At 66.0% G+C, this 25,854-nt stretch carries 22 protein-coding genes, 1 pseudogene and 1 riboswitch; of the genes and pseudogenes, 9 read left to right on the top strand and 14 right to left on the bottom strand.

The window, feature by feature from the left end; translation table 11 throughout:
- Window positions 1–219: 219 nt before the first annotated feature.
- From BAMB_RS26020 to BAMB_RS26010, 4 genes are all read left to right on the top strand, one after another.
- Window positions 220–1,560, top strand: a complete 1,341-nt coding sequence (locus BAMB_RS26020; RefSeq protein WP_011660134.1) for a hypothetical protein — start codon at window positions 220–222, stop codon at window positions 1,558–1,560.
- A gap of 66 nt (window positions 1,561–1,626) precedes the next feature.
- Window positions 1,627–1,884, top strand: a complete 258-nt coding sequence (locus BAMB_RS34495; protein WP_011660133.1) for a PAAR domain-containing protein — start codon at window positions 1,627–1,629, stop codon at window positions 1,882–1,884.
- Between the two features lie 18 nt (window positions 1,885–1,902).
- Window positions 1,903–2,217 (top strand): TrfB-related DNA-binding protein, encoded by a 315-nt coding sequence (locus tag BAMB_RS26015; protein WP_006752296.1) that lies wholly within the window; start codon window positions 1,903–1,905, stop codon window positions 2,215–2,217.
- Between the two features lie 264 nt (window positions 2,218–2,481).
- Complete coding sequence (locus BAMB_RS26010) at window positions 2,482–3,966, top strand: aminotransferase class V-fold PLP-dependent enzyme (protein WP_011660131.1); 1,485 nt, start codon at window positions 2,482–2,484, stop codon at window positions 3,964–3,966.
- Window positions 3,967–4,030: 64 nt separating this feature from the next.
- Here BAMB_RS26010 and BAMB_RS34490 read toward each other — a convergent pair.
- Window positions 4,031–4,475 (bottom strand): annotated as a pseudogene (locus BAMB_RS34490) (DJ-1/PfpI family protein); the annotation flags it as partial.
- Window positions 4,476–4,728: 253 nt separating this feature from the next.
- Between BAMB_RS34490 and BAMB_RS26000 the strand changes: the two are divergent.
- Window positions 4,729–6,261: an amino acid permease gene (locus BAMB_RS26000; RefSeq protein ID WP_041491719.1), complete on the top strand. Its 1,533-nt coding sequence runs from the start codon at window positions 4,729–4,731 to the stop codon at window positions 6,259–6,261.
- A gap of 149 nt (window positions 6,262–6,410) precedes the next feature.
- On the opposite strand, the gene glyA is transcribed toward BAMB_RS26000, so the two are convergent.
- From glyA to BAMB_RS25985, 3 genes are all read right to left on the bottom strand, one after another.
- The gene (gene glyA / locus BAMB_RS25995; protein WP_011660129.1) at window positions 6,411–7,658 is read right to left on the bottom strand and encodes a serine hydroxymethyltransferase; all 1,248 of its coding nucleotides are present in this window, start codon (window positions 7,656–7,658) and stop codon (window positions 6,411–6,413) included.
- 321 nt (window positions 7,659–7,979) lie between these two features.
- Window positions 7,980–8,759, bottom strand: a complete 780-nt coding sequence (locus BAMB_RS25990; RefSeq protein ID WP_011660128.1) for an SDR family NAD(P)-dependent oxidoreductase — start codon at window positions 8,757–8,759, stop codon at window positions 7,980–7,982.
- A 33-nt stretch (window positions 8,760–8,792) separates the two neighbouring features.
- Window positions 8,793–10,040, bottom strand: a complete 1,248-nt coding sequence (locus BAMB_RS25985) for a D-arabinono-1,4-lactone oxidase (RefSeq protein WP_011660127.1) — start codon at window positions 10,038–10,040, stop codon at window positions 8,793–8,795.
- Between the two features lie 205 nt (window positions 10,041–10,245).
- On the opposite strand from BAMB_RS25985, the gene BAMB_RS25980 reads away from it, so the two are divergent.
- Window positions 10,246–11,244: a helix-turn-helix domain-containing protein gene (locus BAMB_RS25980; protein ID WP_011660126.1), complete on the top strand. Its 999-nt coding sequence runs from the start codon at window positions 10,246–10,248 to the stop codon at window positions 11,242–11,244.
- 162 nt (window positions 11,245–11,406) lie between these two features.
- Here the strand turns inward: BAMB_RS25980 and BAMB_RS25975 are convergent, their stop codons facing one another.
- From BAMB_RS25975 to BAMB_RS25930, 10 genes are all read right to left on the bottom strand, one after another.
- Entirely contained in the window at window positions 11,407–11,835 is a 429-nt protein-coding gene (locus tag BAMB_RS25975) for a hypothetical protein (RefSeq protein ID WP_011660125.1), read from the bottom strand.
- 44 nt (window positions 11,836–11,879) lie between these two features.
- Window positions 11,880–13,730: a S10 family serine carboxypeptidase-like protein gene (locus tag BAMB_RS25970; protein WP_011660124.1), complete on the bottom strand. Its 1,851-nt coding sequence runs from the start codon at window positions 13,728–13,730 to the stop codon at window positions 11,880–11,882.
- 806 nt (window positions 13,731–14,536) lie between these two features.
- Window positions 14,537–16,351 (bottom strand): ExeM/NucH family extracellular endonuclease, encoded by a 1,815-nt coding sequence (locus tag BAMB_RS25965; RefSeq protein ID WP_011660123.1) that lies wholly within the window; start codon window positions 16,349–16,351, stop codon window positions 14,537–14,539.
- 197 nt (window positions 16,352–16,548) lie between these two features.
- On the bottom strand, window positions 16,549–17,490 hold the full coding sequence (locus BAMB_RS25960; RefSeq protein ID WP_011660122.1) for a CopD family protein: 942 nt from the start codon (window positions 17,488–17,490) through the stop codon (window positions 16,549–16,551).
- Window positions 17,487–17,882 carry a copper homeostasis periplasmic binding protein CopC gene (gene copC / locus BAMB_RS25955; RefSeq protein WP_011660121.1) on the bottom strand — a complete coding sequence of 132 codons (396 nt, stop codon included), beginning with the start codon at window positions 17,880–17,882 and terminating at the stop codon, window positions 17,487–17,489. Before copC ends, BAMB_RS25960 begins: the two co-directional genes overlap by 4 nt.
- A gap of 14 nt (window positions 17,883–17,896) precedes the next feature.
- Window positions 17,897–18,244: a copper-binding protein gene (locus tag BAMB_RS25950; protein ID WP_041491717.1), complete on the bottom strand. Its 348-nt coding sequence runs from the start codon at window positions 18,242–18,244 to the stop codon at window positions 17,897–17,899.
- 82 nt (window positions 18,245–18,326) lie between these two features.
- Entirely contained in the window at window positions 18,327–19,622 is a 1,296-nt protein-coding gene (locus BAMB_RS25945; protein WP_011660119.1) for a multicopper oxidase family protein, read from the bottom strand.
- 1 nt (window position 19,623) lies between these two features.
- Window positions 19,624–21,195: a TolC family protein gene (locus BAMB_RS25940; RefSeq protein ID WP_011660118.1), complete on the bottom strand. Its 1,572-nt coding sequence runs from the start codon at window positions 21,193–21,195 to the stop codon at window positions 19,624–19,626.
- Window positions 21,192–21,488, bottom strand: a complete 297-nt coding sequence (locus BAMB_RS25935; protein ID WP_011660117.1) for a hypothetical protein — start codon at window positions 21,486–21,488, stop codon at window positions 21,192–21,194. Before BAMB_RS25935 ends, BAMB_RS25940 begins: the two co-directional genes overlap by 4 nt.
- Before the next feature lie 94 nt (window positions 21,489–21,582).
- Entirely contained in the window at window positions 21,583–21,969 is a 387-nt protein-coding gene (locus BAMB_RS25930; protein WP_041491579.1) for a hypothetical protein, read from the bottom strand.
- A 278-nt stretch (window positions 21,970–22,247) separates the two neighbouring features.
- Between BAMB_RS25930 and BAMB_RS25925 the strand changes: the two genes are divergently transcribed.
- The 3 genes from BAMB_RS25925 (at window position 22,248) to BAMB_RS25915 (ending at window position 25,735) form a co-directional block, all read left to right on the top strand.
- A complete protein-coding gene (locus BAMB_RS25925) occupies window positions 22,248–22,919 on the top strand; it encodes a heavy metal response regulator transcription factor (RefSeq protein WP_011660115.1) in 672 nt (223 codons plus the stop codon).
- Window positions 22,916–24,331: a heavy metal sensor histidine kinase gene (locus tag BAMB_RS25920; RefSeq protein WP_011660114.1), complete on the top strand. Its 1,416-nt coding sequence runs from the start codon at window positions 22,916–22,918 to the stop codon at window positions 24,329–24,331. The genes BAMB_RS25925 and BAMB_RS25920 overlap by 4 nt, the downstream gene beginning before the upstream one ends.
- A 134-nt stretch (window positions 24,332–24,465) precedes the next feature.
- Window positions 24,466–24,610, top strand: a riboswitch (yybP-ykoY riboswitch).
- 114 nt (window positions 24,611–24,724) lie between these two features.
- Window positions 24,725–25,735: a sodium:calcium antiporter gene (locus BAMB_RS25915; RefSeq protein WP_011660113.1), complete on the top strand. Its 1,011-nt coding sequence runs from the start codon at window positions 24,725–24,727 to the stop codon at window positions 25,733–25,735.
- Window positions 25,736–25,854: the final 119 nt, after the last annotated feature.

The following is a 25,854-nucleotide window of genomic DNA, read 5'->3' as shown; positions in this document are numbered from 1 at the left end:
TGCAAACCGGCGCTGAGACGCATGACCGACGATCACGGACGAACGTGAAGGCGAGTTCTATCTGAAGGCCGGGGGTTTTGTATGAAGCCCCTGATCGCCACGTGGCCGCGACGCGTCGCCATCGCTGTTTCGACATGGCTGATCGCGACCGTGCTCATGGCCTCGTTGATGGCGCACGTCGAACAACCCGACGTGGCACATTTGGAAATAGGAGATTGGATGAAACGATTTTTTGTCGTACCTGGCCTAGCCGCGCTGATGGTGTTTCTGTTCACCACAGCCCTCATGCGCTCTGTACATGCCGCACCTGTCAGCGCCCTAGAGAATTCATCACCATCAACCGACGAGCCGGCCAAGCCGTTCGTCGCGCAGGTTGTCGGCCTGATGTGGTTGAATCCATTGCAACGCATGGACTATCCAACCGAATGGCAATTGTTGTGGACGCAGGGGCTTGCCGCGCCAAACAAGAATGACGATATGGTTCGCACCGATCCGAAGTCCTTTACCACCCTGCAGTCTGTCGCTGGCATCGCATACGGCAACGAGGGCGAAGAAACATTCAACGGTTTCTATCACAAGTACGTAAGAGAGTTTCTCGTGCTGATGCGTTCGCGCTACTTCGCGAACGCGAGCTATTTCTACACCGTGAAATCCGAGGATCCCAAAGATTGGCGCGAGCTTGCCGGAATACATATCGAATTTGCGCTGCCTCCAAGGCTTGATCCGATCGAAGCGAAGACGTACTTCACCAATGAGTTTCTCCAATGCTTCGAAATCGGTCCACCATCACCCAAGACGCTTTGGAGCCGCGACACGCCCCCCGATATCCAGATCACGCAAGGCGGCGCGAACGCCGGCTTTACATCGCTGAACAAGGCGTTGGACTACTTGCAGGCGAACCCCGACAAGACCGCGTGGGCCATGAACTGGGACGCGCCGAACTTCCCGCCCACGGATGCGCAGATCAACGAAAACCTTGTCGTGCTGTTCCTCGCCGGCCCGAACTTCAACACTGAGCGGGAACCACTCGCCTGGATCGGCAAGGCCGCGGCCGGCGACACGAAAGCATTTGCGCCGAAGGTCGGCACGACTCGCGCCGTACAGGCGTGGAAGGCAACCATCGCCGAAGCAGCACGCAATGCGGGTGTCGCGGTCACTGACCTCAACTACATCGTTCACGATGCAGGCCACGGCAGCGATGCTGCGTCGTCACGCGTCGCCGCTCTCGCGCAAACCTTGACCGAAACGCTGCCGGAATACGACCACAAGAAGCAGACATTCAACACCGCCGCCCTGCTCGGTGACATGGGAACGGGCAGCGCATTGACCGACGTCGCGCTCGCGATCGGCCGGATCAACCACTTCGGCGGCAACGCATTGGTCGCCGGCTCGACCGACGCTGAACACCCCGTGGCCGTCGTCGTCAGGCCGCCATCGAAGCTCACGCCGATCGACCCGACCAAGGACTGGTTCCGCGCGCGCGGCGGAAACAACGCCTACCTGCCGTGGTGGGGACGCAGACACGATGTCGATTACGGCATGCAGGGCTATTCGTGGTGATGCAAACCGGCGGCACAGCGCGAGCAACGCGCGACCCACACACGAATCATTCGGAGGACGAGTCATATGCGAGGAATTATCCGGGTAGGCGACATGCATACCCACGGCGGCCGGGTCGAATCCGGAGCCGGAATCAGCAAGGTCATGGGGCGCGCGGTCGCGCGCTTTGGCGACGCCTGCTCGTGTCCGATCCACGGCGCCTGCACGATTGCAGCAGGCGACCCGGCCTTCAACATTGAAGGCCAAGCCGCCGCGTTCGATGGTGACGAAACGACCTGCGGCGCGAAACTGATTTCTTCACTTCCGAATTCGGGGCGAATTTGAATGCAGAAGACACGACGCATGACCGCCGAACAGTTCCGGCTGTTGCGGCTTCAAGATACCCGCATCAAGCCGGTGAACCAGTGGGCGCTGCACGAGATTTTCGTGAAGGGCCGCCCGCAGCGCGAACTGGCCGCGAAGCTGGGCATGAACCGCTCGGCAATGTCTCAACTCGTTCGCAAGGCGTGGCAGCGGTATCTGGACCTGCCGGGTAACGTCACACGCCTCACCACGGTCACGATCACGATCCCGGCGAAATACGAGCGCGCGCTGCACGCATGGGTGCAGGACGCGCATCGTTTATCGAACCGGCCCGATCAAGACGAGCCGGCCTGATCGACCCGCGCGCCGACGCGCTAACGGCATTTCGGTTTGTCGCAGCCCGGCCCGCGCGCCACCGCGGTGCGCCGCGCCCTGGGGCATCCGTATGACCAATCCCCGATGCTCCGCCACGCCAAGAAAGAAATTCATCCCCCAATATCGGATTCAGATAGATCCATATTCCATATCAAGCTAAATTCTCAGCCGCTTTTGGATCCTTTTTCCCCGCACGACCTCGTATCATTTCTCCCATTCCGAAGAGAAGAGCAAGAGAAGGACATGAGCGATACCACCCCGCTGCACTACCTCGACTACGCAGCCACCACCCCTGCGGATCCCCGCGTGATCGAAGCGATGACGGCGTGCCTCGGCGCCGACGGCATCTTCGGCAATCCGGCGTCGAGCTCGCACGCCGCCGGCCGCCTGGCGAAGGAAAAAGTCGAGCACGCACGCGCGCAGGTTGCCGCGCTGATCGGCGCGCATGCCGACGAGATCATCTGGACGTCGGGCGCCACCGAATCGAACAACCTCGCGCTGAAAGGCTACGCGGAAGCCGCGACCGACAAGCGCCACCTGATCACGAGCCGCATCGAACACAAGGCCATCCTCGACACGATGGCGAACCTGTCGAAGCGCGGGATGACGGCCGCTTACCTGAGCCCCACCGCCGACGGCGAAATCACCGTCGACGCCGTGGCCGCGGCGATTCGCCCCGATACGGGCCTCGTGTCGCTGATGCTCGTCAACAACGAGCTCGGCACGCTGACGGACATCGGCGCGATCTCGCGCATCGTGCATGCGGCGGGCGCGCTGCTGCACGTCGACGCCGCGCAGGCGCTCGGCAAGACGCCGATCGACGTGCGCGCGCTCGGCATCGACCTGCTGTCGATGTCCGCGCACAAGGTGTATGGCCCCAAGGGTATCGGCGCGCTGTTCGTGCGCCGCGACATCGCCGATCGCATCGCGCCGCAGATTCACGGCGGCGGGCACGAGCGCGGCCTGCGCTCGGGCACGCTCGCGACGCATCAGATCGTCGGGATGGGCACCGCGTGCGAGCTGGCCGCCGAAAAGCTCGAGCGCGAAGCCGAGCGGATCGCGGCACTCAGCGCGCGCTTGAAGGACGCGCTGCTCGCGCTCGGCGACATCACGCACAACGCGGCAGCGGCGCGCCGCATCCCGCACACGTTGAGCCTCACGGTGAACACGCCGGGCTTCTTCCCGTTCATGCTCGGCGATTCGCTCGCCGTGTCGTCGACCTCCGCATGCAACTCGACCAGCGGCGCGCCGTCCCACGTGCTGACCGCGATCGGTCTCGATGCGGAAACCGCCGGCCGCACGGTGCGCATCAGCTTCGGCCGCTTCACGACCGAGCAGGATGTCGATTTCGCGGTCGCGTGTTTCGCGCGCGCGATCGAGCAATGCCGAGCCGCGGCCGCCACCGGGTTCACCGCGTCGCGGCAGATCACGCCGGCGGAGCTGAAGGCGATCCGCAATGCAGGCTTTCGCGCGGTGATCTGCAATCGGCCCGACGGCGAAAGCGCCGATCAACCGGCCTTCGACGAGATCGCGGCCGCCGCGCGCGAACTCGGCCTCGACGCGCGCTATCTGCCGGTCGAACGCGACCGGATCGGCGATGCGGAAGTCGACGCGTTCGGCGCGCTGGTCGATGCGCTGCCGAAGCCCGTGCTCGCGTATTGCCGCAGCGGAAGCCGCTCCGGAATGCTGTGGAACCGGCTGACGGCGCGGCGAACGGCAACGGCCTGAGCGCAACGCCGTTTCCGCGCGGCGAAGCGCGGTTCGCGTCGGGCGACGCGCCAGTTCTCCGCCGCTACTTCACCCGCTCCAGTTGCAGCGCCACCCTGTCTGACGTCGCGTCGCCGTAGCGCGCCGCGACGTCTGCGAGCACACCGGGCAGCAGCGCGTCGCAACGTACTTGCGCATCCGCCGTTGCGCCAACATCGCTGCGCGATGTCCGCACCCACGCATCGGCGGTGAGCACCATCGGGGAGTTCGTCGAAGCCGTTCTCGACCGGCCAATCGAAGGTCCGATGCCGCCAGAACGTGACGCGATTCGTCAGCGCGGTCGCAACGGCACGCGCGGTCAATCCGACCCGGCTACCGTCGTGCACATCGCTCCATCCATCCGCGCCGACGTTGCGCCCCGCCGCCGAACCCGCCAACGCATTCACCCCCGCAAGCGACGCGCGAACCGACGCGGCCACGGCAGTCGCCGTCATCGCATTCCCCTCCATCACATAACGGCGATCGCCCACCCCACGCCGCATCGGCAAGACCTCCCGCCCTATGCCCCCGAAAGGTGCATCCGTCCAGACTTTCCGGTGCATTGCCGAAATCCGATAGCGCCGCGAGATTTGGCTTCATACCGTTCCCGCATCGGACCGGAAAGCGACGTGTCATTCACCCATGACGTCGCGTGCCGCCGACGAATTCCAGGGGCGGGCCGCAATGCCGGGCCCGGGCAGCGATGACGGTCCTGCCATGCAGGACATTCGTGACGGAGCGAACATGGACGCGAAAATCCAGCCTGACTCAGGCACCGACAGTGACGTAAGCCTTCTCCACAAGATGGGATATGCGCAGGAGCTGTCGAGACGCATGAGCGGCTTCTCGAACTTCGCCGTGTCGTTTTCGGTGATCTGCATTCTGTCGGGCGGCATCACGGCGTTTCAGCTCGCGTTTTCCGCCGCCGGCGGCGCATCGATCGGCCTCGGCTGGCCGCTCGGCTCGCTGTTCGCGCTGATCGTCGCGGTGTCGATGTCGCAGATCGCATCGGCGTTCCCCACCGCCGGCGGCCTCTATCACTGGGGCGCCATCCTCGGCGGCAAGAAATGGGGGTGGATGACGGCGTGGCTGAACCTGATCGGCCTGATCTTCGTGATCGCCGCGATCAATTTCGGCACCTACGATCCGTTCTTCAAGACGCTGATCGCCCCGATGTTCGGCGTTAGTTCGGACAGCCTGACGTGGTGGCATCAGACCGCGTTCATCGCGATCATCACGTTGTCGCAGGCGATGCTCAACGCTCGCGGCATCAAGATCGCGAGCAAGATCACCGACCTGTCCGGCTACCTGATCTTCGTCGTGACGATCGCGCTGGTCGTGTCGCTGCTCGTCTACTCGCCGGTCGCGTTCGACCTGCATCGGCTCGTCACCTTCACCAACTTCACGGGCGTCGACGGCGGCGCATGGCCGAAGCAGACGCTGCCGCTCGCGTTCCTGTCCGGCCTGCTGCTGGTGACCTACACGATCACGGGCTTCGACGCGTCCGCGCACACGTCGGAAGAGACCCACAACGCGGCGAAGAACGTGCCGCGCGGCATCATCGGCTCGGTGTTCTGGTCCGCGGTGTTCGGCTACGTGATGGTGTGCACGTTCGTGCTGGTCATGCCGGACCTGACGGCCGCGATGAAACAGGGCGCCGGCTTCTTCGAAGCGATCCTCGCGCCGATTCCGAAGACGTTGCGCGTATGCCTCGAACTCGCGATGTTCTTCATCAACTACGTGTGCGGGCTCGCCGCGATCATGTCGACGTCGCGCATGGTGTATGCGTTTGCGCGCGACGGCGGGCTGCCGGCGTCGAAGCTGCTGCGCAGCGTGAATCACAACCATCGGACGCCCGGCCCCGCGATCTGGACGTGCGCTGTGCTCGCGATCGTCGTCACGCTGTACGGCGACGCGTTCTCGGTGTTGAGCGCGGGCAGCGCCGTGTTCCTGTTCATCTCGTATGCGATGCCGATCGGCTCCGGGATGCTCGCCGAAGGGCGCACGTGGACCGAAAAAGGCCCGTTCCAGCTCGGCATCTGGTCGAAGCCGTGCGCGTTGCTCGGGCTGGTGGGCGCCTGCGTGCTGGCTTACGTCGGCATCCAGCCGCCGAACGAGAAGGTGCTCTACGTGCTGGTTGCGTTCGTGGTCGTGCTGATGGTGATCTGGTACGGCTTCGGGGTGCGCAAATCGTTCGCGGGGCCGCCGGTGCTCAAGGACACGCGCAACGACGCGCGCATTCGCGAACTCGAGGCGAACGTCGATGCGTCGGTGTGAAGCGATAGCGGCTTATATGTAGGATTACAACGCAAAAAATCCGGCTCGCACACACACGGCGAGCCGGATTTTTTTACATCGCTTCGGACCGGACGAGATTCAACCGCCTGAGTAGTTGAACGCCCGACCGGCTGCCCGATTGCAGCGCGTCAGCTGTAGACCGGGAAACGCTGCGTCAACTCCGCGACAAGCCCGCGCACGCGCTCGATCGTCGCTGCATCTTCCGGATTCTCGAGCACGTCGGCGATCAGGTTGCCGACCAGTTCCGCTTCCGCCGGGCCAAAGCCGCGCGTCGTCATCGCCGGCGAACCCAGACGGATGCCGCTCGTCACGAACGGCTTCTCCGGATCGTTCGGGATCGCGTTCTTGTTCACCGTGATGTGCGCGGCACCGAGCGCTGCTTCCGCTGCCTTGCCCGTGATGTTCTTCGCGCGCAGGTCCACCAGCATCACGTGGCTTTCGGTGCGGCCCGACACGATCCGCAGGCCGCGCTTGACCAGCGTTTCAGCCAGCACGCGCGCGTTCTCGACCACCTTTTCCTGGTACGCCTTGAATTCCGGCGACAGCGCTTCCTTGAACGCCACGGCCTTCGCCGCGATCACGTGCATCAGCGGGCCACCCTGGATGCCCGGGAAGATCGCCGAGTTGATCGGCTTCTCGTATTCCGACTTCATCAGGATCACGCCACCGCGCGGGCCGCGCAGGCTCTTGTGCGTCGTGGTCGTCACGAAGTCGGCGTGCGGCACCGGGTTCGGATACACGCCCGCCGCGATCAGGCCCGCGTAGTGCGCCATGTCGACCATCAGGTATGCACCGACCGACTTCGCGATCTTCGCCAGACGCTCGAAGTCGATCTTCAGCGCGAACGCCGATGCACCCGCGACGATCAGCTTCGGCTTGTGTTCCTGCGCGAGCTGCTCGGCCGCGTCGTAGTCGATGTCTTCCTGCTCGTTCAGACCGTAGCTCACCACGTTGAACCACTTGCCCGACATGTTCACCGGCGAGCCGTGCGTCAGGTGACCACCGTGCGCGAGGCTCATGCCCATGATCGTGTCGCCCGGCTTGAGCATCGCGAAGAACACGCCCTGGTTCGCCTGCGAACCCGAGTTCGGCTGCACGTTCGCGGCTTCCGCGCCGAACAGCTGCTTCACACGGTCGATCGCCAGCTGCTCGACCACATCGACGTATTCACAGCCGCCGTAGTAGCGCTTGCCCGGATAACCTTCCGCGTACTTGTTCGTGAGCTGCGAGCCCTGGGCGGCCATCACGGCCGGGCTCGTGTAGTTTTCCGACGCGATCAGCTCGATGTGGTCTTCCTGGCGGCGGTTCTCGTCCTGAATGGCAGTCCAGAGTTCGGGATCGACGTTGGCGACGGTGCTGGTAGTGCGATTGAACATGATGATTGATCAGAAGAGAGTGATGGATTGATCCTGGTATGCCGGACTTGCCCGGACCCGCGAAGCCGAGCGCCGAACCGGCGCTCGATGACGTCGACAACCATGCCGCGTCGCGAAGCCGGCTGAACGGTGACGCGTCATTGCCATTCCAGCAGACGCCACGGCGTTCAGATAGAAGGATTGCGACATTCCGCTAGGACGCATCGCGCGACGCCCGGCCAAAAAAAAATCGAAGGTCCGCATCGCTGCGGCACCTTCGACCGAACCTGCCGTTCCCGGCGAGGTCGCGCCAGCCCGTCGGCTTCTTGTATATATGGGGGCCTAAACGGCGGAAAAACAGTTGTCGACGAATAGCTGGGTGCCGTTGACGAAGCTCGATTCGTCGGACGCAAGGAACAGCGCGGCCGCGGCCACTTCCGACGGCTCGCACAGGCGGCCTTGCTGCACCGCGATGGCCGCCTCGGTCGCGTCCACGCCCATCGCCTGCAGATCCTTCAGCTCGCGCATCCCGTGCGGCGTGCGGATGAAGCCAGGCGCCAGCGCGTTGCAGCGAATGCCGCGGTCGCGGTATTCGACGGCGATCGCCCGCGCGAACATCTGGCATGCGCCCTTGGTCGCGTCATACAGCACCTCGCCGGGCGTCGCGAAGACGGCCGAGATCGACGACGTACACACGATGCTGCCGCGCCCTTTTTCCAGCATCTGCGGCAGCACCGCCTTCGTCATCAGGAACATGCTCTTCACGTTCACGCCCATCAGCCAGTCCCATTCCGACTCCTCGATGTCGAGAAACGGTTTGACGATCAGCGTGCCCGCATGATTGAACAGGATGTCCGCGTTGCCGTACTGCTTGTGGGCCGCATCGACCGCGTTCCGCACGTCCGGCTGCTTCGACACGTCGGCTTGCAGGCCGATCGCCTGCAGGCCGGCATCGCGCAACCGCGACGCGAGCGTGTCGGCAGCGTCGCCGTCGCGGTCGATGATCGCCACCTTCGCGCCCTGCGCGGCGAACAGCTCGGACGCGGCGGCGCCGCATCCGCCCGCGCCGCCGCTCACGATGGCGACCTTGCCGGCAAGGCGACCGTCAATCTTGGCATTCATGCGTCGTTCTCCAGTGTGATTCGTCAGGACCCCTCAGCTGAACAGGGTCCGAAGATGATCGTTGAGGAAACGGCCTTCCGGGTCCACGCTGCGGCGCAGTTCGCGGAACGCCTCGGCCTTCGGGAACCAACGGTCGACGTCGTCGCGGTTCGTGAAGTGCAGCTTGCCCCAGTGCGGACGCGAGCCGTAGTCGCGCAGGATGTCGTCGACATCCTTCAGGAACGGCCAGTAGTCGACGCCGTTCGGGCCGCCCGAGCACGAGATGGTCACGCTGTCCTGGTGATTGAACGGGCTGATCCATGCCGGATCGCCCTTCGTGAAGCGGTACTCGACCGGGAAGATGCAGTCCCGATGCTTCGTGAGGATCAGGTCGCGCACGCGGCGCAGCGCTTCCTTGCCGTGTTCGGCAGGCACCGCGTACTCGAGTTCGTGGAAGTTCGCGACGTAGTGGATCGCGTAGACCTCCGAGCTGTACGCGATCTTCTCGTGCTCGCCTTCGTGGTACGTGCGCGCGGCAGTGATGTCCATCACCTTCACTTCGCACACGTCGTAGTCTTTCTTCGAATGCGACACCGCGGTGGTGTCGGGCAGGCAGTACAGGTGGCGGCTCTCGGACGTCGGGCACCAGAAGAAACCGAAATGCCGGTGCGTCGCCGCGAGCTCGTCGTAACGCTCCATCAGCGCGTCGAAGTCCTCGCGCCACACGCGGTCGTGCAGCCAGAACGCGTCGGTCACCTGCAGCGTCAGCTCGGAGACCACGCCGAACATGCCGATATTCACCTGCGTCGCGTGCAGCAGGTCGCGGTCCTGCTTGTCGCTCACTTCCATGATCGAGCCGTCGGGACGAACGATGCGCATCCCGACCACCTGCGACGACAGGTTGCTCAGCGTCGTCCCGGTGCCGTGCGTGCCCGTCGCCAACGCACCGGCAATGGCCTGCGAATCGATGTCGCCCTGGTTGACGAGCGAGAAGCCGATTTGCTTCAGATGCTGCGTGACCGCGTTGATCCGCGTGCCGGCCTTCACCGTCACGCGCTTCTGCTGCTCGTCGACCGCGACGATGCCGTGGTAGTCCTTCAGCGACAGCAGCAGGCCGCTGGTCGCGACGATGGGCGTGAACGAATGCCCCGATCCCGCGCAGCGGACGTTCTTGCCCCGGCTCGTCGCGGCGTGCACCAGCTCGGCAATCTCCGCCTCGCTGGTGGGCGCCGCCATGTGCGCGGCGACGCACGACTGATTGCCGACCCAGTTCCGCCAGAATCCGCCACGTGGAAGCTCCATCAACGTCTCTCCTGAAGTGCGCGGGCCGGCAACGAAGCGGGAGTCTCCAGGCGCCGGCGCGATGCGTCGTGTTCATGCCAACGATATTTCGCCGGCCGGCTTTGCACTATCGGATTTCGGCAAACGAGGGTTTTCTCCGGGGTTTTTTGATCCGCGCGTGCAGCGACTACAATGAATCGATCCGCCCGCTCCCCTCCCGACTCCGATGACGCCGTCTGCCGATCCGAGCGATTTCTCCGGCGCGCCGCCGCTCGCGCGGAGGGTGACGTTCTGCGCGTTCACCGACGTGGAGGAGCAGGCGCGGATATTCGACGGCTGGCACCTGAACTACACGCAGATCTCGGGCGGCCGGTTTCATGGCTCGTCGTCCATCGTGTCGCTCGGCGGCATCCGGCTGCTGGTCGAAGACCTCGACAAGGTGATCCTGCAACAGGGCGCGGTGCCGTCGGATCGCGTCGCGGTGGCCGTGCCGCTGGAGCTCGAAGGCCATGCGCGCATGTGCGGCGAAAAGAGCGGGCGCGACAGCCTGCACGTGTTCTCGAGCCAACCCGTGTTCGAGTTCTATTCTCCCGACCGGCACGTGCTCGTGAACGTCGAGATCGCGCCCGACAAGCTGTCGACGCCGGCGCTGCGCACGTTCGCAGCGTCGCTGCGGGCCCGCACCTTCGCACCGCTGATCCCAATGACGGCCCAGGTCGCCGATCGCCTGCGCCACCTGCTGCGCCATGCGATGGCCGCGGCCGCGAAGAGCACGCCGGCCGACGACGTGACGACGCGGGACCGCATCGAGCTGCTCGAGCGGACCGTGCTGTATGCGATTTCCGAAGCGATGACGGTGCCCGCGCCGGACGCGCTCGCGACGCGTTCGACGAAGTACTGGTCGCTCGTCAACGCGGCGCAGGCGCGGCTGCAGGATGCGTCGACGTGCCCGCTGTCGATCGCCGAACTGTGCGTGCAGCTCGGCATCAGCCGGCGTACCGTGCAATACGCGTTCAACGACACGCTCAATCTGAACCCGATCGCCTACCTGCGCGCCGTCCGGCTCAATCACGTTCGCCGCGAGCTGCGGCTCGGCGGCCCCGTGACGTCGGCCGCGACGAAGTGGGGCTTCTGGCACCTGAGCAGTTTCGCGCAGGACTATCGCGCGATGTTCGGCGAGTTGCCGTCAGCGACGGCGAGACGCTATGCGCAGCGGGAAGCGTGAGCGTCGATCGTGCGAGGCGTGACGCGGCTTCGCACGTGCGCGCCGAACTTTCCACGAAGAAGGCCGCGGCAGAACGTGCGCCGCGGCAGGTTGAACGCAGGCCGCCGCCGCGGTAGAGCAACCGGCACCGGCCGCCCTCCCGCGCACGAACTCGCTACACCGTCACTCCTGCTGTTCCTGCTGCGCCTGCACCTGCCGCTGCTGGATGAACTGCCGCACATCGCTCATCGTCACGCGACCGGTGTGTTTCGCATCGATCTCGTCGAAGTGCTTCGCGACGAACCCGAGCCCGCTGCTCTGCGCCTGCGCTTTCGTCACCGCCGCGCCGTTGCCCAGCACCGTGTTGCCGCCGAGCCGGGCATCGACGCGCTTCTGCGCCTGCTGCTGCAGCGTCGCGCCGGTCGACGGCAATACCGGCGCCACGCGGGTCGACGGAAAGAACGGACCGTCGACACCATGGCCGCCGTGCGGCAGCTTCACCGGCGCCACCGCCTGCGGCGGCAGCGCATATGCGGCGCTCATCACCGCACCGAGGACGATCAACGAACACATACGTCGCATCAAGTTGATTGGAGACATGATCACTCGCATTCAATGGATGAATAGAGGGTTCCTTTTCGCAAGGAGTCCGTCGTTTACGGTGCCGCTGCCAGCGAAGTCGAGGCCGTCGCGCCCGGCGTGCTGCCGGTCGGCGTGCCGGCCGGATTCTCGTCCGGCCACGGCGGCGGCAGGGTCTTCAGCGTCAGCGCCGTCGGAATCCGCGCGCCCTTGTAGAAGGTCGCCAGGTCGCGCTTCATCTGCGGACGTGCGACGTCATCCAGATACGTCATGTGCCCGCCCTGGAAGAAGTTCACCTGCAGCTTCGGATTCAGGCCTTTCACCGTCTGCAGACGAGCGAGCTGCTTCTCCGTGTTGAAGAACGGCGTGGCCAGATCGTGGAGGCCGTTCTCCGCGAGCACGTGGAGCTTCGGATTGAGCTGCAGCGCGCCGAGCAGATCGGGGATCGTGTCGGGCATCGGCTGGCCGTCATGCGAGAAGTCCCACACCTGGATGATGTTGTCGTTCAACGGCAGGTAGGTCGCGTTCGGCGCGGTGTAGCCGAGGTAGTCGGGCATCTGCGTCGCGAGCGCGTTCGTGAACGGCTGCGAGATCAGGATGTCCGACGGGTCGCCGTCCGCCTGCAGCCGCGGATCGCTGTTCGGCAACGACACGCGTCCGTCGTAGCGGCCGATCGTCGTGCCGGGCACCAGGTTCGTGCCGAACGGGTTCGCGTTGAAGTAGTCGCGCAGCGCCTGTTGCGTGAGGCTCGACGGGATCGACCACAGCTTCAGCGTCGCATCGCTCGGGAACACCGGCGTGCCGAGCGCATCCGGAATGCCGAGCTGGCTGAGTACCCACGACTGCGAATACTTCTGCAGCTGGTTGTAGATCAGCGTCGTGAACAGTTCGGTCTGCACTGCATACAAAAACGGGTTGACCGGCGCCGGCGACACCTGGTTGAAGTACGCCGCGACCGCCGCATAGCCTGGCAGATAGCCGGCCACGGTATCGGTGTCGAGCAGCAGCCCTTCCGTCGACTGCGTGATCGCCACCGCCTCCACCGCATCCGCGAAGTAGTTCAGGATCGCCGACTGCAGCACGATACCTGTGAGGTGCACGCCGGCCGATTCGAGCGCCAGCGCGAGCATGTCGGTGCGAGGCGTGCCGTACGATTCGCCGTACAGGTAGATCGGCGACGTGCCGCGGCCGTTCACGTTCAGGTAGCGCTGGATGAAGTCGCGCATGACGTTGACGTCCGCGTCGGAACCCCAGTACTTCTGGTTGGTGTTCGGCAACACGGCTTCCGACAGCCCGGTTCCGGGCGGGTCGATGAACACGAGGTCGGTGGTGTCGATCAGGCTTTCCGCGTTGTCGACGAGCGGATAGTTCGGCCAGTTGTTGCCGAACAGCGGATCGGGTGTCGCGACGCGCGTCGGCGCGAACGAGCCGAGTCGCAGCCAGATCGACGACGAGCCGGGGCCGCCGTTATAGACGAACGTGACGGGACGCGGCTTGCCGTTCGTGCTCGGCGCGGTGTACGCGACATACGACATCGACGCCTCAGCATTGCCGTTCGCGTCCTGCGCGGTCAGGTGGCCGGTGGTCGTCGTGTAGTTGACCGTCGTGCCGCCGGATTTCCACTGGTAATGCATCACCGCGGCCTTCTCCGACACCTGCCCGGGCGCGAGGCCGTCGGTGGCGTTCATCGAATAGGCGACGGGGTCGACGTAAGGCTGGTTCGCCGCGGGCGTCTGATTGCCGGCCGCCTGCTGCGCGCCGGCCTGCTGGCTGGCGGTGGCCTGCGCGAGGCTCGACGCGCCGACCGACGACGAATCGTCGCCGCCGCAGCCCGCGAGCACCATGGTCAAGACGGTCAATGCGCCTAGCCCGGCCAGCCGGCCGCGGCGTTCGCGGCGGCTGCCGGTACTGCTCCTGTCTGGTTGCATGCCTCTGTCCTTGTGGGTCGAATATCGCTTCACACACAGGCCGCCATCGCCGGCGAAAAACGCGCAGGCATACCCGCCACTCGCGTTGCACGATCGGCAGACGGCGGTTGGGGATTGGACTTCTTCGAGAGACTGAACTTGATACAGACACAGCAAACTGCTGGCGGAGAATGATGCGGAAACGCCGCCCCCTTGCAGTTTTGACGACTTTTTTATTACCGAAATTTACGACACCACAAAAATAGGCGGTGTTGCGCCGCGTTGTCAAAGATCATTCGGATATTAAAAAATCTCCGTTGATGCGAACGGAGATCAGTGTCTGGATTTTGAAAGAAAATGCGATTGTTCGCCTCCGACACGCCCTGCGAGTGGTATTCCCCGGAATGCCGCGGCTTTGTTGCACGTTGCATAACCCTTTTCGGGCATTAGCCACGTGCGTGGGATTCCTTCAAATCGACAGGGTTATTCTTTCATTTTAATTACCCGAAGCCGATTGACTTGAATTGCTGAATAACAGCCGCCTCTATCCACGAAATACCGATTTTCAGGATATGCAGCGGAATTATTTACCCGATATCGGAATAACGTCGCACGGATGCGTAAGACGCGGGTTATTCACAAGGAAGAAGAAATCATTCGCGCCGCGCATTGCGGATTGCGAATTGCATTGCGGCAATCGCGCATCGGGCACGTGATGCGTGGAGAATGGAGAGGCCGCGCGAGCGAGCGGCGACGCCCCCGCTCACGCGACGACGTGCGGCCGCGCCGCACGCCATCGTTCGAACGCTCGAACGTTCGAGCGCCGATCAGCGCCCGCCGCCCGGCAGCGCGATATCGATCAGCACCGGATCGTGATCCGACGAGCGATACGCATCCGGCGCGTAGTACGTCTTCTGCTGCTCGGTCGACTTGTACGCGAGCGTGTACTGCAGCGCGAGCGGCTCATCTGCGTTGATGTGCCATTCGTGCACGGCCTTCACGTGCGACGCGAGCGGCAGCGATGCGAGCGCGTGATCGAGGTAGCCGGCTTCGCCGTTGTACACGTAGCTGTACGCGTTCGCGCCGATCCAGCGCGACACGAGGTTGCGGTAGCCGCGCGCTTCGAGCAGGCGGATCGGGTCTTCATACGTGTAGCTGTTGAAGTCGCCGATCAGCAGCGTGCCCTGCCCCGCGACGCCCGTCGGCGTGCCGGCGAGCCAGTCCGCCAGCTTCGCCGCCGCGCGCGTGCGCGTCGGGTTCCAGCAGCCCTGACCGTCGCCCTGGTCGAGGTCGTCGTTCGCCGCGTCCGGGCAGTTCTTCGACTTCAGGTGGTTGACCGCGATCGTCAGCGCCTGCTTGTTGCCGCCGACGCGGCGGAACGACTGTGCGAGCGGCTGGCGGTTCTTGTCGTCGATCGCGAGCGTCGACGCGCGGCCGACCGGTTCGACCGTGCGGCTGTCGTAGATCATCGCGACCGTGATCGCGTCGCCGCCGAGGCGCGACGTGCCCGGATCGACCACGCGCCAGTTGCTGCCGAGCTTCGCCGCGAGCTGCCGCACCGCGCTCAGTTCGCCGTAGCCGTTGTTCTGGATTTCCATCAGGCCGATCACGTCGGCATCGAGCGCCTTCAGCGCGCTGACGATCTTCGCTTCCTGACGCTGGAATTCCTGATAGTTCTTCGCGCCGCGGTTGTTCGGATCGTCGAAGCCGCCGCCCATGCCGTTGCCGTTGAAGTAGTTGAGGACGTTGAACGACGCGACGCGCAGGTTCGATTTCGGATCGCGTGCCGGTGCGTTGGTGCGCGGGTTCGCGCGCGTGTCGAACGTCGGCGCGGCCGCGCCCGGCAGCGCCTGCACGCGCCAGGCGCCGTAGCGCACCTCGAGCACGCCTTCGACGTTGCGCACCGTGTAGCCCGAGCGCAGCGTGTTCGCGGCCGACAGTGCCGGCGCCGGATACGGCACGCTCGCCGGGTTCTGCTTGTTCGAGCCGTCATCGAGAATCAACCGATTGCGTGCGTTCGCATCGATCTGCGTCTGCGCCTGCGACGGCGACACCACGCTCGTCGGCGTGCGCAGCCGGCCGTTGCTCAGCATCGTGCTGCCGTAACGGCCGAGCTCGTAGTTGTCGGTGACGGTGAGCGTCTGCGGCAGGCGCACCAGCATCCCTTCATACGCGGCGAACGCGTTCGGGCTGTCGACCGGCAGCGTGAGCGTCGCCGGCGTGACCGTCTGGCCGTTCGCGCACACCGCGATCGCGCCCGACAGCGTGAGCTGCGTCTGCCCGTATTTCTCCTCGACCTTGCCCGTCACGTGCACGAGATCTCCGGCCTTCGCGCGCACTTTCGGCGCATAGACGAACAGACCTTCGGACACGCCCGGCTGGTTGCGGCGCTGCGGGTCGGCCTGCTGGACGAAGAAGCCGCCGAAGCCGTACGTGCCGCCGAAATCGGCCGTGACGACCGCTTCGATCGACGCGTTCTGGCCGGCGAGCGGCGACGGCGCGCCCGGCCCCTGGATGTCGGCGATCGGCGTCGTGCTACCGCCGCAGTTCGGGCTGACGGGGGCGGCGGTCGCCGCGAGAACCGGCGCGGCAAGCGTGGGCAGCAGCAATAGCGGGGCAAACAGGCGGATTGTCGAGCGCATGACGGGGAATCCCGGTTGTGAGGGTGGCGAAAGCTTAGCGGCGCTCGGTGACAGTTTTTAGTAACCAGAAGATAGGCTTACGTAATCCCCTGTATCACTGCGCGATTGCGCTCGGCAAGCGGGAAATCGTCCGACGAAGGCCGGCCCCGTTCCGACGATTTCCCGCTGCCGGCGTCACCACCCACCCCGCCGCGACGCTAGACCGTCCCCGGCAACGCGCTCGACACGAGCACGGCCGCCACCATCAGCACGCCGGCGAGCACGACCGCCTCGATCCGCAGCACCGCGCCGAACCCGCGCAACGCGACGACCGGCATCGCGGCCGCCGGATCCTTCAGCGCGGCCAGCAGCTTCGGCATCCCGAAGAACCGGTTGTGCCCGCCGAGCGCCGCCGCGATCAGCACGAGCGCGAGCTTGAGCAGCAGGATCTGCCCGTACGTCGATGCGAGCAGGTTGTCCGGCGTATCGACGCCGCGCCAGCCGTTGTAGGCACCGGTCGCGAACAGCACGGCCAGGGCAAGCGTCGACGCATCGGAAAGCGACTGCACGAACGACGCGCCGGTCGTGCGCTCGCTCGCGGGCATTCCGGTGAAGCGCGGCATCACGCCGAACGCCGTCACGAGCACGAGCCCGACCCACGCGCTGATCGCCAGCAGATGCAGCCAGTCGACCCACACCGGCACGCTGAACAGCCCCGCGTCGACCGGATGGCCGCCGTTGCTGCGCGCCAGCGCGACGCATGCGAGCGCGGCCCAGATCGCGAACGGAAAGCGCGTATCGGTCACGCGACGCACGAACGACAGGATCACGACCCCCAGCATGAACACGGCGCCGGCCAGCCACGCATGACCGAACCCCGTGCCGGCGAGCATTGCGCGCACGGCCGGCGCCGCTTCGAGCAGCGGCACTTCGCTCATCAACGCGCAGTGCGCCCAGAACGCCGTGATGCTCGCCAGCAGCGACACGACGGACGCACCACGCAGCGTCGCGAGGAGCCGCCGCGCGATGCCGTGCTGCCACGCCGACGCGCCCCGCGCGAGCCAGCGGCTGCCGAGCAGCGTGCCGACGACGACGGCAAAGCCGGCGTTCTGGATCGCCACGGCCACCAGCCGCAGCATGCCGACGAAGCCTTCGTTCACCCTTTCACCTTGAACGTGTAGGTGCCTTTGGTGCGATGCGCGTCGGCCGTCATCGCCACCCATTGCACCGTGTACGCACCCGGCGCGAGCTTCGGCATCGCGACGGTCATCACGCGCGGCGTCGCCGGATCGACCTTCGCGCTGTCGTGCGCGACGGGCTTGCCGTTCGCGTCCGACACCTTCACCGAACTGAAGGTGGGCTCGAGGTCTTCGTTGAACGCGAGCCGCAACGTATCGGGCGCGGTGTCGACCGTGCTGCCGGTCGCGGGCGTCGCGCTCTCCAGCTTGCCGTGCGCCCAGGCCGCAACCGGCGCGGCGGCGATCAGCGCGCCGGCCGCGACGAAGCGGACGCCGCGGACGAACCGCGTAAGCATCGTGATCTTCGTGTGCATGTTCGGCCCCGGCATCACGGCTTGCGCAATTCGACGACGGTCAACGCGCCGTCCACGTCCTCGGCGACGAAGTCGATCTTGTCGCCGGCCTTGACCTGCGTGAGCATCGCCGGGTCCTTGACCTTGAACACCATCGTCATCGCGTCCATCCCGAGGTTCTCGAGCGGGCCATGCTTGATCGTCAGCTTGCCCGCGGCCGTGTCGACCTTGCGGATCTCGCCATGCGACATCTTGCGCGTCGCGTCGGCGCCCTGCTTCGCGTTGCCGCCCATGTCCATGCCGGCCATGTCGCCGGCCGCGTACGACGCCGTGGAAAACACCAGCATGCAACCCGTTGCAATCGAAACCAGTCCTTTCTTCATCATTGCCTGCTCCATCCAGAGTGAGTGAAATGAAACCGGCGGCCGCACCGCGCGGCCACCGCTTGCCACTGTTGGCCGCCGCTCAGCCGTCCGGCAATTCGCCGGTGTATTCGTAGGCGACCGTGCCCTTCGGTTGCCGGAACCAGCCCGGATCGCGATAGTCGTTGCGGCCGAGCCCCTGCCGGACCTTCAGCACCGTGAACATGCCGCCCATCTCCAGCGGCCCGAACGGGCCGGTGCCCGTCATCATCGGCAGCGTGTTGTCGGGCAGCGGCATCTCCATGCCGCCCATCGCGCCGCCAGTGCTGCCCATCGCCATGTAGTCGGGCACGAGCTTGCCGATGCGCTGCGCGAGATCCTTCTGCGGCACGCCGATCAAGTTCGGCACCTGGTGGCCCATCGCATTCATCGTGTGATGCGACTTGTGGCAATGGAACGCCCAGTCGCCGGGGCGATCGGCGGTGAACTCGATCGCGCGCATCTGGCCGACCGCGACGTCGGCCGTCACCTCCGGCCAGCGCGCCGCCGGCGGAATCCAGCCGCCGTCCGTGCCGGCGACCTCGAAGCTGTAGCCGTGCAGATGGATCGGATGGTTCGTCATCGTCAGGTTTCCGAAACGAATCCGCACGCGGTCGCCCGCCCGCACCGGCAGCGGGTCGATGCCCGGGAACACACGCGAATTGAACGTCCACATGTTGAAGTCCGTCATCTCGTTCACGCGCGGCGTGTAGCTGCCCGGGTCGATGTCGTACGCGGCGAGCAGGAACACGAAGTCGCGATCGACCGGCATCGTCGCGCGATCCTTCGGGTGCACGATGAACATGCCCATCATCCCCATCGCCATCTGCACCATCTCGTCGGCGTGCGGGTGATACATGAACGTGCCGTGCGCCTCCAGCTGGAACTCGTAGACGAAGGTCTTGCCCGGCGGGATATGCGGCTGCGTGAGGCCGCCGACGCCGTCCATCCCGTTGGGCAGCCGCAGCCCGTGCCAGTGGATCGTCGTGTGCTCGGGCAGGCGGTTCGTCACGAAGATGCGGACCTTGTCGCCCTCGACGGCCTCGATCGTCGGGCCCGGCGACTGGCCGTTGTAGCCCCACAGGTTCGCGTTCATCCCGGGCGCCATCTCGCGCACGACCGGCTCGGCCGTCAGGTGGAATTCCTTCCAGCCGTTCTTCATCCGCCACGGCAGCGTCCAGCCGTTCAGCGTCGCGACGGGCGTGTACGGACGGCCGTTGGGCGGCACGAGCGGCGGCTGCGTGCCGGCCTTCGCCATCGTGGGCGCTTCGGGCAGCGACGCGGCGCCGGCCTTGCTGACCATCGCCGCACCGAGCAGCGCGGCGCCCGAGCCGCTGAGAAATTGTCGACGTGACACCATGTCAATGACCTTCCGGATGCGTTGCGGGCGCCGGTTGCGCCACGGGAGAGGAAGCCGGCTGCGGTGCAGCGTCGGGCGTTGAGGCGGCGGGCGTGGATGCGCGCGGCGTGGGCTGCGAGGGTGGCTGCGAGGGTGGCTGCGAGGGTGGCTGCGAGGGTGGCTGCGAGGTCGACTGCGATGCCGGCTGCGAAGTCGGCTGCGAGGTCGACTGCGAAGGCAGCCGGCCGCCAACGGCCAACTGCAGATCGGTTTCGGCGAGCCAGTAGTCCTTCAGCGCATCGATGTAGCCGTTGACCGCGCCGACCTGTTCGCGCGCATCGGTGAGCAGCTCGAACACGCTCGCGAGCATCCCGTTGTAGCGCAGCAGCAATTCGTCCGAGATCGTCTTGCGCAGCGGCACGACTTCGTCGCGATAGTGCGTCGCGACGTCGTAGCTCGTCGTGTACGCCGCGTACGATTGGCGCACTTCCGAGCGTGCGTCGATCGCGGTCTGCGCGAGCCGGTTCGCCGACTGCATGTAGACGGCCTCGGCCCGCGCGACCTTCGCGCCGCCCCAGTCGAACAGCGGAATCTCGACGCTGATCTCGTAGCCGTGCTCTTGCCCCTTGTCGGTCTCGTAGTTGTTCACGTAGCCGAGATCGACGGCGTTGACGAAGCGCGTCGCCTTGCTGAGTCCGAGCGACGACGCGACGCCCTGCGTCTGCAGCTTCGCGGCCTGGATGTCGAGACGGTTGCTCATCGCGTAGCGTTCGAGATCCGGCAGGTCCGGGCGCGCCTTCGGCAGGTCGGGCAGACGCTCGGGCAGCGCGTAGCGCGTGCGCTCGCCCCACAGCCCCATCGCCCGCGTGAGCTTCTCGCGCTCGGCCACGGCCTGCTGCTGCGCCTTCGCCTGCTGGGCGACCGCGTCCGCATGGAACGCCTGTTCGCGTGCGTAGTCGAGCCGGCTGAAGTTGCCGGCCTGGCGCATGCGCAGCGCGAGTTCGGCGGCGGCGCTCGCGGCGTCGCGCACCTGCCGCGCATAGTTGGCGGCCTGTTCGGCGGCGACGGCCTCGACATACGCGCGGCGCGCGTCGGCCGCGACCTTCAGCATCGCATCGGCAGTCTCGAGCTTGGTCTGCTCGAAGCGGCGGCGTTCGATGTTCGTCGCGAGCGGCAGCGTCAGCAGCGCGAACACGTTGGCCGAGAACGTGCGCCCGAGGCTCAGCTCGCCGTCGCCGGCCCGCGTGCGGCTGAACGAGAAGCGCGGGTTCGGCAGCCGGCCGGCCTGCACGAGATCGGCCTCCGACAGCCCGAGCGCCGCGTACGACGCCTGCAGGCCGCGGTTGTTCAGCAGCGCGAGCTGCACCGCGTCGTCCATCGACAGCGGTTTCGCGAGCAGTTCCTTCGTGCGCGCGTCGACGGCGTCGCGATCGGCGTCGGTCCTGACGATCACGGCGTCTTTCCCGATGCGCGCCGATGCGGCGGACGACACGGCGTCGAAGCCGCCGTCCTTCGAGAACGTCGTACAGCCGGCGAGGAAGGCCAGCACGAGCGCGGTCGCGCCGATTCGCGGTGACATTGCAAGTCTCGTCATTGCGCGGCCTCTCCGTGCATCGAATGGGCCGCGCCGCCCGCCGTGTTTCCGGGCTTCGCGCTTCCCGCCTTCGCATGCCCCTTCGCGGGCCGCTCCATCACGTCGCGGTTCAGTTGTTTCCAGCCGGGGCCTGCATCGTCCCGATACGGCGCGTAGCCGTCGAACGCGGACGGCACGGTGACGTCCTGCACCGGCGCGGCGGCATCGGCCGGATCGGGACGCGGAGTTTGCGCAGGCGCGAGCGACGGCACGAGGGCCGCCGCGCCAAGCAGCGCCGCAGTGATCAATCGCATAGGTGTTTCTCGTCGTGAGTCGTGCGACGGGCGTCGAATGACCGCCGGCACGGTTTGCGGATCGCGGCAGCTCGGCCGCGGAAGAAGGCAAGGACTAGACGGGAAGCCGGCGCGGCGGCCGCTCGATGCCGCCGGTCAGGAACGACACGACGACCGGCGACGACGCGAAAGCGACGAACGCGATACCGATACCCGAGGCCGCGGACACCGCGGGAGGATCGGCGATGCCGGTGCCGAAGCAGCAGGCTCCGCACGACGAACACGACGATGCATGCCGTGCGTGGCCTTCATGCGCATGCTCGCCACCCTGCGCGCTCGGCATCGCACGCGACGCGGCCGGGTGATCGGCGCTCGCTTCATGCTCCGCATGCGGCACGGCAGCAACAGCGCCCGCGCACTGCATCGACACGGTCACGAACGACTGGATCGGCAGGCTCAGCGCCAGCAGCACGACGAGGATGAATTTGCGCCAGTACGACATGGATGCGGAATCAGGCAGGCTACGACCGGATGAACGGGAGCGCCACCGCAACGGCGCGCTCCGGACACAAGACCACCGCAGCTTATCGCCGCCGTCGTGACGACGACATGGCCGAAACATGACCGGTTTTTCATGAAACGCGGGCATCGCACGGCGAGCACGCTTCATGACAATTCCGTCATCCGCCGGTCATCTTTCGCGCACGCGCGGCGCCCTAAGCTCACGCGTTACACTGACCGGCTGGAATCACGGATGAATCACGAACGGCCTGCTCCACCATGCGGATACTGATAGTCGAAGACGAACCCAAGATGGCGTCCTACCTGCGCAAGGGGCTGGCGGAGGCGAGCTATACGGTCGACGTGGCCGAGAACGGCAAGGACGGGCTGTTCCTCGCGCTGCACGAGGATTTCGATCTCGTCGTGCTCGACGTGATGCTGCCCGAGCTGGACGGCTTCGAGGTGCTCCGGCGGCTGCGCGCGCAGAAGCAGACGCCGGTCCTGCTGCTGACGGCGCGCGACGCGATCGAGGACAAGGTCACGGGGCTCGAACTGGGCGCCGACGACTACCTGCTCAAGCCGTTCGCGTATGCGGAGTTCCTCGCCCGTATCCGTTCACTGCTGCGGCGCGCGCCGCGCAATGCACGCGACCTCCTGCAGGTCGCCGATCTCGAGATCGACCTGATCAAGCGCCGGGTACGGCGCGCGGACAACCGCATCGACCTGACCGCGCAGGAATTCGCGCTGCTGCAGCTGCTCGCGGAACGCGAAGGCGAGGTGCTGACGCGCACCTTCATCACGTCGCAGATCTGGGACATGAATTTCGACAGCGACACGAACGTCGTCGATGCGGCGATCAAGCGCCTGCGCGCGAAGATCGACAACGCGTACGAGAAGAAGCTGATCCACACGATCCGCGGCATGGGCTACGTGCTCGAGGATCGCTCGTGACCGGCGGCCCCGCGCCGTATTCGCTGCTCCGGCGCCTGACGCTCGCGTTCGCCGCCGTCGCCGCGCTCGTGTTCGCGCTGACCGGCGCGTACCTGTATCGCTCGCTGTCCGCCGAGCTGACCCGGCGCGACGATATCGAAATCGCCGGCAAGCTCAACCAGTTCCTGCAGCTTGCGCGCGCGAGCGGTTCGACGGCGGCATTGCGCGCCGATCCGGCCGTCTTCCATGAAGTGCTGCTGTCGCATCCGGGCGTCTATCTCGGCATCTATGACGCCGCGAACCGTCCGCTCGTCGAACACACCGACGAAGCCGGCAACACGCTCGCGTCGGTGATCGCTCGGCCGCAGCCGGCCGACGCAGCGGCCGTGGCGGCGAGCCCGTTCACCTGCGCTCCGCCCGGCATCGGCACGTCGCGCTGCGTGCGTGCGCACGCCACGCTGCCGTCGGGCGAAGCCATCCAGGTCGCGCTCGCGCGCACGGCGGCCGATCGCCAGTCGCTGCTGGAAAGCTATCGCGTCGACATCTGGCTCGCGGCCGCCCTCGGCGCGCTGCTGGTCGGCGCACTCGGCTACGCGGTCGCGTCCCGCGGCCTGCGCCCGGTCGAGAGCCTCGGCCGGCAGACCTCGCGCATCGAGGCACACAACCTGAATGCGCGTCTCGATGCACGCGGTGGCCCGGTCGAATTGCACGAGCTCGCCACGTCGGTCAACCGGATGCTCGACCGGCTCGAGCGCGCGTTCGTGCGGCTGTCGCAGTTCTCGTCCGATCTCGCACACGACATGCGCACGCCGCTCGCGAACGTGATCAGCTCGTCGCAGGTCACGCTGTCGCGCGCCCGCACCACCGAGGAATACGAGGCGCTGATCGATTCGAACATCGAGGAATGCGAACGGTTGCAGCGAATGATCGAGAACATGCTGTTTCTCGCGCGCACCGACAATGCGCGGCAGCACCTGAAGACCGTCGAACTCGATGCGGGCGCCGAGCTGCGCCGGCTCGCGTCGTATTTCCAGGCGTTGGCCGACGAGGCCGGCGTGCACCTCGCGGTGCAGGGCGAAGCGCCGGTCGTCGCGGACGCGACGCTGTTCCGGCGCGCCGTCAGCAATCTCGCGTCGAACGCGCTCGAACACGCGCAAGCCGGCTCGACGATCGAGCTGACCGTATCGACGCGGCCCGGCTACGCGGTCGTCGAAGTCACGAACCGGGGCGTCGAGATTCCGCCCGAACAGATGGAGCGGATCTTCGAGCGCTTCTACCGGATCGATTCGTCGCGGCACGGCGCGGCGCGCAACGCCGGGCTCGGGCTTGCGATCGTCAAGTCGATCATCGAGCTGCACCGCGGCAAGGTCGAGGTTGAGAGCCGCGACGGACGCACGACCTTCGCACTGTATTTCCCGGCCCGCGCTGCGTGACACGCGCGTGACGCCCGCGTACGCCGATTGCTTCCCCGCTACGGCATGCGCATCCGCTGTCGCTCGACCTGCCTTTCCGAATGAAAGGGTGTGACCGCACAAGCTTGCCGAAAGCGGCCGGCTCGGCTAGACTGCCCTTCGTCTTTGGGGAGTAGCCTGCTTTCCATCCCCCGGAAAGCGAACACGTCAACATACTCGGCCTGCGGCCGTGGCGCGTTCGGCCGAATCGGTCTGGCGAGACCATCGACGCATCGCGCCGTTCCTGGTCGGACGTCGGCTGATGCGTCATGGTTCGTCCACGTCCGACCACGGAGTCCCCATGTTCCTCGTTGCCTGTCCTTCGCGTTTCATCCGTTCCATGACCGCCTGCATGCCTGCCTGCGGAGGTGCCGCATGACGTTGATGCTCGTCGAACTGGCGTTCATGCTGATCGTCATCCTGGTCGCCGCCGAGTTCTTCACGAATGCGCTCGAACATCTCGGTGAACGGCTGAAGATTTCCGAAGGCGTCACCGGTTCGCTGTTCGCGGCCGTCGGCACCGCGCTGCCCGAAACGATGGTGCCGCTGCTCGCGCTCGCGGGCGGCACGTCGAATGCGGCCGTGAACGAGGAAATCGGCGTTGGCGCGATTCTCGGCGCGCCGCTGATGCTCGCGACGCTGACGACCTTCCTGATGACGATCGCCGTGATCCGCTCGCGCGGCCTGACCGGCACGATCAAGCCCGAGCGCACCGGCTTCGTGCGCGACCTGAACTACTTCATCGCCGCGTTCGCGCTCGCCACCGTCGCGATGTTCGTCCCGCATCACGTGTGGGGCGTCCGCGCGCTGCTCGCCGCGATGCTGGTCGGCATCTACGTGCTGTATGTCGTGATGACGTTCCGCGCGTCGACGCAGCTCGTCGATGCCGGGCACGGCACCGAAGCGCCGCACGCGATGTTCCTGTCGCGCATCGGGCTGCCCACCAACCTCGCGACCATCGCGCTGCAGCTCGCGATCGGCGTCGCGCTGCTCGTCGGCGGTGCGAAGGGCTTCATTCATGGCGTCGAGGGCGTGTCGCAGCTGCTCGGCATCTCCGCGCTGCTGCTGTCGCTGATCATCGTGCCGATCGCCACCGAGTTGCCCGAGAAGGTCAACAGCGTGCTGTGGATCCGCCGCAAGAAAGACACGCTCGCGTTCGGCAACATCACCGGCGCGATGGTGTTCCAGGGCACGCTGCTGCCGGCGATCGGCATCATGCTGACGCCGTGGGAGCCGCGCCCCGAAGTGCTGACCGGCGTGATCATCACGCTCGCGGCGGCGGCCTGGCTGCGCGTCAATGCCCGCGCGCACGGGCTCGCGATCTGGGCGTTGCTCGCGAATGGGGCCGGGTACGTCGGCTATCTGTTCGTGACGTTGACGCGCTGAAACGCGACATCGCGCACGATCGGGCAACGTCGGGCGCATCCACGCGCCCGACCGCGGTTCACGAAGCCGCATCGTGAGCCGCGGCCGTCGCTGCCGGCGGCTACGCCGCCCGCATTGCC

Origin of the sequence: Burkholderia ambifaria AMMD, assembly GCF_000203915.1 — a bacterium.
Taxonomy (GTDB): domain Bacteria; phylum Pseudomonadota; class Gammaproteobacteria; order Burkholderiales; family Burkholderiaceae; genus Burkholderia; species Burkholderia ambifaria.
Note: the sequence above shows the minus strand (reverse complement) of the source record. Positions and strands in the feature narration are given on the sequence as shown.